This window comes from Streptomyces sp. NPDC003011 (assembly GCF_053591515.1).
Genome location: NZ_JBSFTY010000015.1, coordinates 39,818 through 53,073, shown reverse-complemented (window position 1 = coordinate 53,073; position 13,256 = coordinate 39,818). Strand labels below are relative to the sequence as shown.

Annotated in this window: 12 protein-coding genes; all 12 read left to right on the top strand. The window is 69.0% G+C overall.

Annotated elements, in window-relative coordinates:
• Positions 1 to 392: 392 nt before the first annotated feature.
• The 12 genes from ACWD0J_RS10690 to nuoL are packed head-to-tail and all read left to right on the top strand — an operon-like array spanning position 393 to position 13,255.
• The gene (locus ACWD0J_RS10690) at positions 393 to 752 is read left to right on the top strand and encodes an NADH-quinone oxidoreductase subunit A (RefSeq protein WP_007383963.1); all 360 of its coding nucleotides are present in this window, start codon (positions 393 to 395) and stop codon (positions 750 to 752) included.
• Positions 753 to 765: 13 nt separating this feature from the next.
• Positions 766 to 1,320, top strand: coding sequence for a NuoB/complex I 20 kDa subunit family protein (locus ACWD0J_RS10685; RefSeq protein ID WP_018528252.1), 555 nt, complete (start codon positions 766 to 768; stop codon positions 1,318 to 1,320).
• On the top strand, positions 1,317 to 2,072 hold the full coding sequence (locus tag ACWD0J_RS10680; RefSeq protein WP_451495408.1) for an NADH-quinone oxidoreductase subunit C: 756 nt from the start codon (positions 1,317 to 1,319) through the stop codon (positions 2,070 to 2,072). Before ACWD0J_RS10685 ends, ACWD0J_RS10680 begins: the two co-directional genes overlap by 4 nt.
• A complete protein-coding gene (locus ACWD0J_RS10675; RefSeq protein ID WP_451495407.1) occupies positions 2,069 to 3,391 on the top strand; it encodes an NADH-quinone oxidoreductase subunit D in 1,323 nt (440 codons plus the stop codon). The genes ACWD0J_RS10680 and ACWD0J_RS10675 overlap by 4 nt, the downstream gene beginning before the upstream one ends.
• Positions 3,388 to 4,260: an NADH-quinone oxidoreductase subunit NuoE gene (gene nuoE / locus ACWD0J_RS10670; RefSeq protein ID WP_451495406.1), complete on the top strand. Its 873-nt coding sequence runs from the start codon at positions 3,388 to 3,390 to the stop codon at positions 4,258 to 4,260. The genes ACWD0J_RS10675 and nuoE overlap by 4 nt, the downstream gene beginning before the upstream one ends.
• Positions 4,257 to 5,606, top strand: coding sequence for an NADH-quinone oxidoreductase subunit NuoF (nuoF, locus tag ACWD0J_RS10665; RefSeq protein ID WP_451495405.1), 1,350 nt, complete (start codon positions 4,257 to 4,259; stop codon positions 5,604 to 5,606). The genes nuoE and nuoF overlap by 4 nt, the downstream gene beginning before the upstream one ends.
• The gene (locus tag ACWD0J_RS10660) at positions 5,603 to 8,107 is read left to right on the top strand and encodes an NADH-quinone oxidoreductase subunit G (protein WP_451495404.1); all 2,505 of its coding nucleotides are present in this window, start codon (positions 5,603 to 5,605) and stop codon (positions 8,105 to 8,107) included. The genes nuoF and ACWD0J_RS10660 overlap by 4 nt, the downstream gene beginning before the upstream one ends.
• Positions 8,104 to 9,468 carry an NADH-quinone oxidoreductase subunit NuoH gene (gene nuoH, locus ACWD0J_RS10655; protein ID WP_451495403.1) on the top strand — a complete coding sequence of 455 codons (1,365 nt, stop codon included), beginning with the start codon at positions 8,104 to 8,106 and terminating at the stop codon, positions 9,466 to 9,468. Before ACWD0J_RS10660 ends, nuoH begins: the two co-directional genes overlap by 4 nt.
• The gene (gene nuoI, locus ACWD0J_RS10650; protein WP_286063968.1) at positions 9,461 to 10,102 is read left to right on the top strand and encodes an NADH-quinone oxidoreductase subunit NuoI; all 642 of its coding nucleotides are present in this window, start codon (positions 9,461 to 9,463) and stop codon (positions 10,100 to 10,102) included. Before nuoH ends, nuoI begins: the two co-directional genes overlap by 8 nt.
• Positions 10,099 to 10,941 carry an NADH-quinone oxidoreductase subunit J gene (locus ACWD0J_RS10645; protein WP_451495402.1) on the top strand — a complete coding sequence of 281 codons (843 nt, stop codon included), beginning with the start codon at positions 10,099 to 10,101 and terminating at the stop codon, positions 10,939 to 10,941. Before nuoI ends, ACWD0J_RS10645 begins: the two co-directional genes overlap by 4 nt.
• Entirely contained in the window at positions 10,938 to 11,237 is a 300-nt protein-coding gene (gene nuoK, locus ACWD0J_RS10640) for an NADH-quinone oxidoreductase subunit NuoK (protein WP_004927567.1), read from the top strand. The genes ACWD0J_RS10645 and nuoK overlap by 4 nt, the downstream gene beginning before the upstream one ends.
• 14 nt (positions 11,238 to 11,251) lie before the next feature.
• On the top strand, positions 11,252 to 13,255 hold the full coding sequence (gene nuoL, locus ACWD0J_RS10635) for an NADH-quinone oxidoreductase subunit L (RefSeq protein WP_451495401.1): 2,004 nt from the start codon (positions 11,252 to 11,254) through the stop codon (positions 13,253 to 13,255).
• The last annotated feature ends 1 nt before the right edge of the window (position 13,256 follow it).

The window sequence follows — 13,256 nt, the reverse complement described above, 5'->3', positions numbered from 1 at the left end:
CTGAGATGTGAACGCGGCGCACTATCAAGCGCCCGCGTCCAGCACCAATTTGCATGCACGGGAAGCCTCTTGATATGGAGACGACCTGCCCCGCCTGCGCCGACGGGCGGAAATGTCACCTCTCGTGACCAGTCGGATGCATCTCGTACGAAGATCGCGGCCCGTCCGACTTCATGATCCTTCATCAGGTGGTGGAGATCACAAAGCTTGTGCAATACCCCGTGTCGCAGATCACAGAGCGGCAGGCATAGGATGCGAGTCAGTTGGGCTTGTGACCTGCTTCACATGTTCGCGATCTTCGCCGGGACGAGCGGGGGTTGCGGACTCGTGGGACGGACGTGGGCCCGATGCCATCGCCAGCAGTCAGTGCCGACTGAGAGGAGCGAGGAGCGGTGAACGCGTATGCGCCCATCCTCGTACTGGGAGCCCTCGGGGCAGGCTTTGCGATCTTCTCCGTGGTCATGGCCACGCTGATCGGTCCGAAGCGGTACAACCGGGCCAAGCTCGAGGCCTACGAGTGCGGGATCGAGCCGACCCCCACGCCGGCCGGCGGCGGGCGTTTCCCCATCAAGTACTACCTGACGGCGATGCTCTTCATCGTCTTCGACATCGAGATCGTCTTCCTCTACCCCTGGGCCGTCACCTTCGACGCCCTGGGTGTCTTCGGGCTCGTCGAGATGCTGCTCTTCGTGCTCACCGTCTTCGTCGCGTACGCGTACGTATGGCGGCGCGGCGGCCTGGAATGGGACTGAGGGGCCTTTAGTCATGGGACTCGAAGAAAAGCTGCCGAGCGGATTCCTGCTGACCACCGTCGAGCAGGCCGCGGGCTGGGTGCGCAAGTCGTCCGTCTTCCCCGCCACCTTCGGCCTCGCCTGCTGCGCCATCGAGATGATGACCACCGGCGCCGGCCGCTACGACCTGGCCCGCTTCGGCATGGAGGTCTTCCGCGGATCCCCGCGCCAGGCCGACCTGATGATCGTCGCCGGCCGGGTCAGCCAGAAGATGGCGCCGGTGCTCCGGCAGGTCTACGACCAGATGCCGAACCCGAAGTGGGTGATCTCCATGGGGGTCTGCGCCTCCTCGGGCGGCATGTTCAACAACTACGCCATCGTCCAGGGCGTCGACCACATCGTCCCGGTCGACATCTACCTCCCCGGCTGCCCGCCACGGCCGGAGATGCTGATGGACGCCATCCTCAAGCTCCACCAGAAGATCCAGAGCTCCAAGCTCGGCGTGAACGCCGAGGAGGCCGCCCGTGAGGCGGAGGAAGCGGCGCTCAAGGCCCTGCCGACGATCGAGATGAAGGGGCTGCTGAGGTGAGCGACGCGAACGGCACCAACGGGGCGTCGGAGGGGACCAACCCCGAGAAGGACCTCTCTGCCTCCAACCTCCCCGGCCAGCGCGGCCAGGGCGGCGAGGAGATCCGCGTCCAGCGCGGCATGTTCGGCACCGACCACGGGGGCGACACCTCCGGCTACGGCGGCCTGGTCCGCTCGGTCAGGCTCCCGGGACCGGCGAGCCGTCCCTACGGCGGCTGGTTCGACGAGGTCGCCGACGAACTGGAAGGCGCGCTGGAGGAGCAGGGACTCCTGCCCGAGAACGCGATCGAGCGGACCGTCGTCGACCGCGACGAGCTCACCTTCCACATCGAGCGCGAGCACCTGCTCCGCGTCGCCCGCACCCTGCGCGACGACCCGGCCCTGCGCTTCGAGCTCTGCACCGGCGTCAGCGGCGTGCACTACCCGCAGGACAAGGGCCGCGAGCTGCACGCCGTCTACCACCTGCGCTCGCTCACCCACAACCGGCTGATCCGCCTCGAAGTCAGCGCCCCGGACACCGACCGGCACATCCCGTCCCTGGTCTCGGTCTATCCGACCAACGACTGGCACGAGCGCGAGACCTACGACTTCTTCGGCATCGTCTTCGACGGTCACCCGGCCCTGACCCGGATCATGATGCCGGACGACTGGCCGGGCCACCCGCAGCGCAAGGACTATCCCCTCGGCGGCATCCCCGTCGAGTACAAGGGCGCCCAGATCCCGGCTCCGGACCAGCGGAGGTCGTACTCGTGAGCACTTCGCACGCCTCCCCTCGGGAGACCACCGAGGGCACCGTCTACACGGTCACCGGCGGCGACTGGGACGAGGTCGTCCAGTCCGCGGCCCGCGCCGACGACGAGCGCATCGTCGTCAACATGGGGCCCCAGCACCCCTCCACCCACGGGGTGCTCCGGCTGATCCTGGAGATCGAGGGCGAGACCGTCACCGAGGCCCGCTGCGGCATCGGCTACCTCCACACCGGTATCGAGAAGAACCTCGAATACCGCACGTGGACGCAGGGCACCACGTTCGTGACGCGCATGGACTACCTGACGTCCTTCTTCAACGAGACCGGCTACTGCCTCGCCGTCGAGAAACTCCTCGGCATCGAGGACCAGATCCCCGACCGGGCCACGATCATCCGCGTGCTCCTGATGGAGCTGAACCGGCTGTCCTCGCACCTGGTGTGCATCGCCACCGGCGGCATGGAACTCGGCGCCACCACGATCATGATCTACGGATTCCGTGATCGTGAAATGATTCTCGACATCTACGAGCTCATCACGGGCCTCAGGATGAACCACGCGTACATCCGCCCCGGCGGACTCGCCCAGGACCTGCCGCCCGGCGCGGTGGACCACATCCGCGAGTTCGTGAAGAAGATGAACAAGAACCTCCCGGAGTACGACAAGCTCGCCACCGGGAACCCCATCTTCAAGGCCCGCATGCAGGGCATCGGCCACCTCGACCTGGCCGGCTGCATGGCCCTCGGCGCCACCGGGCCGATCCTGCGCTCCACCGGCCTGCCGCACGACCTGCGCAAGTCGCAGCCCTACTGCGGCTACGAGACGTACGACTTCGACGTCCCGACCACCGACACCTGCGACGCCTACGGCCGGTTCCTGATCCGCCTGGAAGAGATGCGCCAGTCCCTGCGGATCGTCGAGCAGTGCCTGGACCGGCTCCAGCCCGGCCCGGTCATGGTCGGCGACAAGAAGATCGCCTGGCCCGCGCAGCTCGCGCTGGGGCCGGACGGCCTGGGCAACTCCCTCGACCACATCAAGAAGATCATGGGCACCTCCATGGAGGCGCTGATCCACCACTTCAAGCTGGTCACCGAGGGCTTCCGCGTCCCGCCGGGACAGACGTACGCGGCCGTCGAGTCGCCCAAGGGCGAGCTCGGGGTGCACGCCGTGTCCGACGGCGGCACCCGCCCCTACCGGGTCCACTTCCGCGACCCGTCCTTCACCAACCTTCAGGCCATGGCGGCGATGTGCGAGGGCGGCCAGGTCGCCGACGTCATCGTCGCCGTCGCGTCCATCGACCCCGTGATGGGAGGCGTCGACCGGTGACCACCTCTTCTTCGGAGCGGGGCGTCAGCCTGGGCATGCCCGAACTGCCCGCGCCCACGTACCCGGACGACGTCCGCGCCCGGCTGGAGACGGACGCGCGCGAGATCATCGCCCGCTACCCGGACTCCCGCTCGGCCCTGCTGCCGTTGCTGCATCTCGTGCAGTCGGAGGAGGGCCACGTCACGCGCACCGGGATGCGGTTCTGCGCGGACGTGCTGGACCTGACCACGGCCGAGGTGACCGCGGTCGCCACCTTCTACACCATGTACCGGCGCAAGCCGTCGGGTGACTACCAGGTGGGCGTCTGCACCAACACCCTCTGCGCGGTGATGGGCGGTGACGCGATCTTCGAGGAGCTCCAGGAACACCTGGGCGTCGGCAACGGCGAGACCACCGACGACGGCAAGGTCACCCTGGAGCACATCGAGTGCAACGCGGCCTGCGACTTCGCGCCGGTGCTGATGGTCAACTGGGAGTTCTTCGACAACCAGACCCCGGCCACCGCCAAGCGCCTCGTCGACGACCTGCGCGCCGGCCGCCCGGTCGACCCCACGCGCGGGGCGCCGCTGTGCACCTTCAAGGAGACCGCGCGGATCCTGGCCGGCTTCCCCGACGAGCGGCCCGGGGCCGTCGAGGCGGGCGGCAGCGCGGGACCCGCCTCGCTGGTGGGCCTCCGCCTGGCCAGGGGAGAGACCGCACCCGCGCGCGTGGTCCATCCACGCGACGGCGGACCGCACGACGAGCCGCAGGACAAGACAGTGCACCGCCCGTCACCGACGGAACACCTGAGCTCGCACGACGCGCCGCAGGACACGTCGGCCTCCGACCCGGCCCACCCGGCCGGGCCCACCGCCGAGGAGGGGGAGTGATGACCTTGGCAGCCGAGATCAAAGACACCAGCCCCGAGAAGCTGCTCGCACCGGTGCTGTCGGCCTTCTGGGACGAGGAGAAGTCCTGGACGCTGGACGTCTACCGAAGGCACGACGGATACGAGGGACTCCGCAAGGCGCTCGCCATGTCGCCGGACGACCTGATCGCGTACGTCAAGGAATCCGGTCTGCGCGGCCGCGGCGGCGCCGGCTTCCCCACGGGAATGAAATGGCAGTTCATTCCCCAGGGGGATGGAAAGCCGCACTATCTAGTTGTCAACGCCGACGAGTCGGAGCCGGGGACCTGCAAGGACATCCCGCTCCTCTTCGCGAACCCGCACAGCCTCATCGAGGGCATCGTCATCGCGTGTTATGCCATCAGGTCGTCGCATGCCTTCATCTACCTGCGGGGTGAAGTCGTCCCTGTGCTGCGGCGGTTGCACTCAGCCGTCGCTGAGGCCTACGCGGCGGGCTACCTCGGCGAGAACATCCTGGGCAGCGGCCTCGACCTGGAACTCACCGTGCACGCCGGCGCGGGCGCGTACATCTGCGGTGAGGAGACCGCGCTCCTGGACTCGCTCGAAGGCCGCCGGGGTCAACCGCGGCTCCGCCCCCCTTTCCCTGCTGTCGCGGGCCTCTACGCGTGCCCGACTGTGGTGAACAACGTCGAGTCGATCGCGTCGGTTCCCGCGATCCTGAACAAGGGCAAGGACTGGTTCAGGTCGATGGGCAGCGAGAAGTCGCCGGGCTTCACGCTCTACTCGCTCAGCGGCCATGTCACCAGTCCCGGTCAGTACGAGGCCCCGCTCGGCATCACGCTCCGCCAGCTCCTCGACATGAGCGGCGGCATCCGGGCCGGGCACCGCCTCAAGTTCTGGACGCCCGGCGGCTCCTCGACCCCGATGTTCACCGACGAACACCTCGACGTCCCTCTTGACTACGAAGGAGTGGGTGCCGCGGGTTCCATGCTCGGCACGAAAGCGTTGCAGTGCTTCGACGAGACGACCTGCGTCGTGCGTGCCGTCACCCGCTGGACCGAGTTCTACGCGCACGAGTCCTGCGGCAAGTGCACCCCCTGCCGCGAAGGCACGTACTGGCTCGTGCAGTTGCTGCGTGACATCGAGGCCGGGAAGGGCGCCATGTCCGACCTCGACAAGCTGAACGACATCGCCGACAACATCAACGGCAAGTCCTTCTGCGCCCTCGGCGACGGCGCCGCCTCGCCGATCTTCTCCTCGCTCAAGTACTTCCGCGAGGAGTACGAGCAGCACATCACGGGCCGCGGCTGCCCCTTCGACCCGGCCAAGTCGACGGCCTGGGCCGACCGCACGGAGGTGAACGCATGACTGTGACCACCAACGCTCCCTCGGGCGGGGGAGAGGCGGCGGTCCCGCCGGAGGACCTCGTCTCGCTGACGATCGACGGCGCCGAGATCAGCGTGCCCAAGGGCACCCTGGTCATCCGGGCCGCCGAGCAGCTCGGCATCGAGATCCCCCGGTTCTGCGACCACCCCCTCCTCGACCCGGCCGGCGCCTGCCGCCAGTGCATCGTCGAGGTCGAGGGCCAGCGCAAGCCCATGGCGTCCTGCACCATCACCTGCACCGACGGGATGGTGGTGAAGACCCACCTCAGCTCGCCGGTCGCCGAGAAGGCCCAGCACGGTGTGATGGAGCTGCTGCTCATCAACCACCCGCTGGACTGCCCGGTCTGCGACAAGGGCGGCGAGTGCCCGCTGCAGAACCAGGCGATGTCGCACGGCAACGCCGAATCCCGCTTCACCGGCAAGAAGCGGACCTTCGAGAAGCCCGTCCCCATCTCCACGCAGGTGCTGCTCGACCGTGAGCGGTGCGTGCTGTGCGCCCGCTGCACCCGCTTCTCCAACCAGGTCGCGGGCGACCCCATGATCGAGCTGCTGGAGCGGGGCGCGCTCCAGCAGGTCGGCACCGGCGAGGGCGACCCCTTCGAGTCGTACTTCTCCGGCAACACCATCCAGATCTGCCCGGTCGGCGCGCTGACCTCGGCGGCGTACCGATTCCGCTCCCGTCCCTTCGACCTGATCTCCTCGCCCTCCGTCTGCGAGCACTGCTCCGGCGGCTGCGCGACCCGCACCGACCACCGGCGCGGCAAGGTCATGCGGCGGCTCGCCGCCAACGACCCCGAGGTCAACGAGGAGTGGATCTGCGACAAGGGGCGGTTCGCGTTCCGGTACGCGCAGCAGCGGGACCGGCTCCAGACGCCGCTGGTGCGCAACGCCGAGGGCGAGCTGGTACCGGCGTCCTGGCCGGAGGCGCTGCAGATCGCCGCCCAGGGGCTGCTCGCCTCGCGCGGCCGGACCGGCGTGCTGACCGGCGGCCGTCTCACCGTCGAGGACGCCTACGCGTACAGCAAGTTCGCGCGGGTGGCGCTCGCCACCAACGACATCGACTTCCGCGCGCGCGTGCACAGCAGTGAGGAGGCCGACTTCCTCGCCGCCCAGGTCGCCGGACGGGGCCGTGACCTCGACGGTACGGGTGTCACGTACACCGCCCTGGAGAAGGCGTCCGCGGTCCTGCTGGTCGGGTTCGAGAGCGAGGAGGAGGCGCCCGGCGTCTTCCTGCGGCTGCGCAAGGCCTGGCGCAAGCACGGACAGAAGGTGTTCTCCCTCGCCACGCACGCCACACGCGGTCTGGAGAAGGCGGGCGGCACGCTGCTGCCGGCCGCTCCCGGCACCGAGACCGAGTGGCTGGACGCGCTCGCGAGCGGGGCCGGCCTTGAGGACGACGGGGCGACGGCGTCCCAGGCACTGCGGGCCGAGGGCGCGGTGATCGTCGTGGGCGAGCGGCTGGCGGCTGTGGCGGGCGGACTGACAGCTGCCCTGAGGGCCGCGACCGCGACCGGCGCCCAGCTGGTGTGGATCCCGCGCCGGGCCGGCGAGCGCGGTGCCCTGGAAGCGGGCGCGCTGCCCACGCTGCTGCCGGGCGGACGCCCGGCCACGGACCCGCGCGCGCGGGACGAGGTCGCCGCCCTCTGGGGCCTGGCCGAACTCCCGCACCGCCACGGGCGCGACACCGGCCAGATCGTCGAGGCCGCCGCCGGCGGTGAACTCCAGGCGCTGGTGGTCGCCGGCGTCGAGGTCGCCGACCTGCCCGATCCGGCACGCGCGCGTGCGGCCCTCGCCGAGGTCGGCTTCCTGGTGTCGCTGGAACTGCGGCCCAGCGAGGTCACCGAACTGGCGGACGTCGTCCTTCCGGTCGCCGCGGTCGCCGAGAAGGCCGGCACCTTCCTCAACTGGGAGGGCCGGGTGCGCTCCTTCGAGACCGCGCTCAAGCCGGACCACATGACCCGGCGCCTGGCCCCCACCGACGCGCGCGTGCTGCAGATGCTGGCCGACGCCATGGACGTCCACCTGGGTCTGCCGGACCTGCGGACCGCGCGGGCGGAGCTGGACCAGCTGGGCGCCTGGGGCGGACCGCGGGCCACCGAACCCCGGGAGACCGCCGCCTCGTTGCCGCGGCCCGCCGCCGGCGAGGCGGTCCTCGCCGGGCACCGGCTGCTGCTCGACCAGGGCGTGCTCCAGCAGGGCGACGAGGCGCTCGCCGGGACGCGGCACGCGGCCCACGCGCGCGTGTCGCCCGCGACCGCCGCCGAAGCCGGCGTGAAGGACGGTGACGTGCTCGCCGTGACCGGCCCCGCCGGAGCCGTCGCGTTCCCGCTGCGGATCACTGAGATGCCCGACCGGGTGGTCTGGCTCCCGCTGAACTCCGTCGCCGGGGGCGTCGCTTCCGACACCGGGGCGCGGCCCGGCTCACTCGTCCGCATCGGACCGGCGACGTTCGCCGCCGAAGTCCCCAAGGAGGTGGAGGCATGAGCCCGTACCTCGCCGCTGAAGACCTCTCGATGTTCGGCACCGACCCCTGGTGGCTGGTCGTCGTCAAGGCGGTGTTCTGCTTCGCCTTCCTGATGCTGACCGTGCTGTTCTCCATCGTGTGGGAGCGCAAGGTCGTCGCCTGGATGCAGCTGCGCATCGGCCCCAACCGGCACGGCCCCTGGGGCATGCTCCAGTCGCTCGCCGACGGCATGAAGCTGATGCTCAAGGAAGACGTCATCGTCAAGCGCGCGGACAAGGTGGTTTACGTCCTCGCGCCGATCGTCGCGGCCATCCCGGCCTTCATGGCGATCGCGGTGATCCCCTTCGGCCCGGCCGGCAACGAGATCTCGATCTTCGGGCACCGCACCGCGATGCAGCTCACCGACCTGCCGATCGCGATGCTCTACATCCTCGCGGTCGCCTCGGTCGGCATCTACGGCATCGTCCTCGCGGGCTGGAGCTCCGGATCCACGTATCCCCTGCTGGGCGGCCTGCGGTCCTGCGCGCAGATGATCTCGTACGAGATCGCCATGGGCGCCGCGTTCGCCTCGGTGTTCCTCTACTCGGGGTCGATGTCGACCTCGACGATCGTCGAACAGCAGCAGGACCGCTGGTACATCCTCCTGCTGCCGGTCTCCTTCCTGATCTACATCGTGACGATGGTCGGCGAGACCAACCGCGCCCCCTTCGACATGCCGGAGTCCGAGGGCGACCTGGTCGGCGGCTTCAACACCGAGTACTCGTCGATCAAGTTCGCGATGTTCATGCTCGCCGAGTACGTGAACATGGTGACGGTCTCTGCCGTGTCCGTGACGCTCTTCCTGGGCGGCTGGCGGGCCCCCTGGCCGGTCAGCACCTTCTGGGAGGGCGCGAACCACGGCTGGTGGCCGATGCTCTGGTTCGTCATCAAGGTGCAGCTGCTGCTGTTCTTCTTCATCTGGCTGCGCGGCACGCTCCCGCGGGTCCGCTACGACCAGCTGATGAAGCTCGGCTGGAAGGTCCTCATCCCGGTCTCCCTGGTGTGGCTGATGCTCGTCGCCACCGTGCGGACCCTCAGGAACGAGAACTACGAATTCACCGACATCGCCCTCTACATCGCCGGCGGTGTCATCACCCTGCTGCTGCTCTCCTTCGTCGTCGACATCTTCCGCGAGAAGGCGAAGGCGGCCGAGCAGCCCGTCGAGGAACCGGCCGGGTTCGACCCGATGGCGGGCGGATTCCCCGTGCCGCCGCTGCCGGGACAGGAGCTTCCACCGGTGCCGCGACGCCGCTCGCGCCGGGAGCGGGAGCTGATTGTCAGTGGTGGACCGGATACTGCGAGTGACGGATCTTCGGATGGAAAGGAGGCGTCCGATGGCTGAGGAGCCGAAGGAGACCCAACCCGGTTTCCAGAATCCCGTGGCCGGCTTCGGCGTGACCTTCAAGGCCATGTTCAAGAAGCGGCTGACCGAGCAGTACCCGGAGCAGAAGAAGACCACCGCTCCCCGGTTCCATGGACGGCACCAGCTCAACCGCCATCCGGACGGCCTGGAGAAGTGCGTCGGCTGCGAACTGTGCGCCTGGGCCTGCCCCGCCGACGCCATCTATGTGGAGGGCGCCGACAACACCGACGAGGAGCGCTACTCACCGGGCGAGCGGTACGGCCGCGTCTACCAGATCAACTACGCCCGCTGCATCCTGTGCGGCCTGTGCATCGAGGCGTGTCCCACCCGCGCGCTGACGATGACCAACGAGTTCGAGCTGGCCGACTCCAGCCGCGCCAACCTCATCTACACCAAGGAGCAGCTGCTCGCCGGCCTCGAAGAGGGCATGGTCGACAGCCCGCACTCCATCTTCCCGGGCACGGACGAGCAGGACTACTACCGCGGCCTGGTGACGGAGGCCGCGCCCGGCACCGTGCGCCAGGTCGCCGTCTCCAAGGGCGAGGTCCCGCAGGAGGCCGCCTCGACCTTCGGCGAGGACGAGCCGACGACGGAGAAGGTGATCGGCCGATGAGCGCGCAACTCGCCGCCTACTCCACCTCCACGGGTGAGGCCTTCCAGTTCTGGGTCCTCGGTACCGTCGCGGTGATCGGCGCCCTGTGCACCGTCTTCATGAGGCGGGCCGTGCACAGCGCGCTCTGTCTCGCCGGCACCATGATCATCCTGGCGGTGTTCTACCTCGCCAACGGCGCCTACTTCCTGGGCGTCGTGCAGATCGTCGTCTACACCGGCGCGATCATGATGCTGTTCCTGTTCGTGGTGATGCTCGTCGGCGTCACCGCGGCGGACTCCCTGAAGGAGACCATCAGGGGCCAGCGCTGGCTGGCCCTGCTGTGCGGGCTCGGCTTCGGCATCCTGCTGGCCGCGGGCATCGGCAACGCCTCCCTCACCGAGTTCAACGGCCTCGCCCAGGCCAACGCCAACGGCAATGTGGAGGGCCTCGCCGCCCTCATCTTCACCAAGTACGTCTTCGCCTTCGAGATCACCGGCGCCCTGCTGATCACGGCCGCCGTCGGCGCCATGGTGCTCACCCACCGCGAGCGCACCGAGCGCCCCAAGACCCAGCGCGAGCTGGCCGGGGAGCGCGTCCGGGAAGGCAAGCAGCTGCCTCCGCTGCCCGCCCCCGGCGTCTACGCCCGGCACAACGCGGTGGACATCGCGGGCCTCCTCCCCGACGGCACCGCCTCCGAGCTCACCGTCATCAAGACGCTGCGCGAGCGCGGGCAGATCCGTGACGTGTCCTCCGAGGCCCTGAACGACCTGAAGGCCTTGGAGCAGCGCGCCGAGGAGCGCCTGGAGCGGACCCCGATCGAGCCGTCTCCCTACAAGCGGGCCGAGGAGGCGTCGAAGTGAACCCCGTCAACTACCTCTACCTGGCCGCGCTGTTGTTCACCATCGGCGCGACCGGCGTACTGATCAGGCGCAACGCGATCGTCGTGTTCATGTGCGTCGAGCTGATGCTCAACGCCTGCAACCTCGCGTTCGTCGCCTTCTCCCGGATGCACGGCAATCTGGACGGCCAGATCATCGCCTTCTTCACGATGGTCGTCGCCGCCGCGGAGGTCGTGGTCGGGCTCGCGATCATCGTGTCGCTGTTCCGTTCCCGCCACTCGGCCTCGGTCGACGACGCCAGCCTGATGAAGCTGTAAGGGGTCGCTGAACCGTGACTAACGCTGAGAATTTGATCGCGCTGCTCATCGCGGCGCCTCTGCTCGGAGCGGCGGTCCTGCTGTGCGGGGGCCGCAGACTGGACGCCATCGGCCACTGGATCGGCACGGCCCTGGCCGCCGCGTCCTTCGTGTTCGGCGTGATCCTCTTCGCCGACCTGCTCGGCAAGGACGCCGCACACCGCACGCTCACCCAGCACCTGTTCAGCTGGGTCCCGGTCGAGGGTTTCCAGGCGGACGTCGCCTTCCAGCTCGACCAGCTGTCGATGACGTTCGTGCTGCTGATCACCGGCGTCGGCTCGCTGATCCACCTGTACTCGATCGGGTACATGGAGCACGACGAGCGGCGCCGCCGCTTCTTCGGCTACCTGAACCTGTTCCTCGCGGCGATGCTGCTGCTCGTCCTCGCCGACAACTACCTCCTGCTGTACGTCGGCTGGGAGGGCGTCGGTCTCGCGTCCTACCTGCTCATCGGCTTCTGGCAGCACAAGCCCAGCGCGGCCACCGCGGCGAAGAAGGCCTTCCTGGTCAACCGCGTCGGCGACGTGGGCCTGTCGATCGCGATCATGCTGATGTTCACCACCTTCGGCACCTTCGCCTTCGGCCCGCTGCTCGGCACCCACGAGGAGCCGGGACTCGCCGGCGACACCAGTGAGGCCACGCTCACCGGCATCGCCCTGATGCTGCTGCTCGCCGCCTGCGGCAAGTCCGCCCAGGTGCCGCTGCAGTCCTGGCTCGGGGACGCGATGGAGGGCCCGACCCCGGTCTCGGCCCTCATCCACGCCGCCACGATGGTGACCGCGGGCGTGTACCTGATCGTCCGCTCCGGGGCCATCTTCAACGCCGCACCCGACGCCCAGCTGGTGGTCACCATCGTCGGTGCCGTCACGCTCCTGTTCGGTGCGATCGTCGGTTGCGCGAAGGACGACATCAAGAAGGCGCTGGCCGGCTCGACCATGTCGCAGATCGGCTACATGATCCTCGCCGCGGGTCTCGGCCCCATCGGCTACGTCTTCGCGATCATGCACCTGGTGACGCACGGCTTCTTCAAGGCCGGACTGTTCCTCGGCGCCGGTTCGGTCATGCACGGCATGAACGACGAGGTCGACATGCGGAAGTACGGCGGCCTCAGGAAGTACATGCCGGTCACCTTCGTCACCTTCGGCCTCGGCTACCTCGCCATCATCGGCTTCCCCGGTCTGTCCGGCTTCTTCTCCAAGGACAAGATCATCGAAGCGGCCTTCGCCAAGGGCGGCACCGAGGGCTGGATCCTCGGCGGCGCGGCCCTGCTGGGCGCGGCCATCACGGCGTACTACATGACGCGGGTGATGCTGATGACGTTCTTCGGGGAGGAGCGGTGGCGCAACCAGCCGACCCGCTCTCCCGAGGCGCCGAGCGCGGAGCCGGCCGCCGCCGGGCACCACGGCGAGGCCGCGTCCGGTCATGCCGCCGCCGCGACGGGCGAACCGCACCCGCACGAGTCGCCCAGGTCCATGACGATCCCGATGATCGTGCTGGCCGTCGGGTCGGTCTTCGGCGGCGCGTTCTTCAGCATCGGCGACCGCTTCCTGCACTGGCTGGAGCCCGTCACCGGCCACGACCACGGGCACGCCCCGGTCAGCGCGCTGACGGTCACCCTCGCCACGATGGTCGTGCTCGTCGTCGGTGTAGCCCTCGCCTACGTCCAGTACGGGCGCCGGCCGGTCCCGGTCGTCGCCCCGCGCGGGTCGCTGCTCACCCGGGCCGCCCGGCGCGACCTGCTCCAGGACGACTTCAACCACGTCGTCCTCGTCCGCGGCGGAGAGCACCTCACCCGCTCCCTGGTGTACGTCGACCACACCCTGGTCGACGGCGTCGTCAACGGCACGGCGGCCTCGGTCGGCGGCCTCTCCGGACGGATGCGCAAGCTGCAGAACGGCTACGCGCGGTCGTACGCGGTCTCGATGTTCGGCGGTGCGGCGGTCCTCGTCGCCGCGACCCTGCTGATGAGGGCGGTCTGAT

What these genes read in the sequence shown, in the direction of transcription:
- ACWD0J_RS10685 (WP_018528252.1), top strand. Translation starts at nt 766, where the DNA reads ATGGGACTCGAAGAAAAGCTGCCGAGCGGATTCCTGCTGACCACCGTC.
- ACWD0J_RS10660 (WP_451495404.1), top strand. Translation starts at nt 5,603, where the DNA reads ATGACTGTGACCACCAACGCTCCCTCGGGCGGGGGAGAGGCGGCGGTC.
- nuoH (WP_451495403.1), top strand. Translation starts at nt 8,104, where the DNA reads ATGAGCCCGTACCTCGCCGCTGAAGACCTCTCGATGTTCGGCACCGAC.
- nuoI (WP_286063968.1), top strand. Translation starts at nt 9,461, where the DNA reads ATGGCTGAGGAGCCGAAGGAGACCCAACCCGGTTTCCAGAATCCCGTG.
- ACWD0J_RS10645 (WP_451495402.1), top strand. Translation starts at nt 10,099, where the DNA reads ATGAGCGCGCAACTCGCCGCCTACTCCACCTCCACGGGTGAGGCCTTC.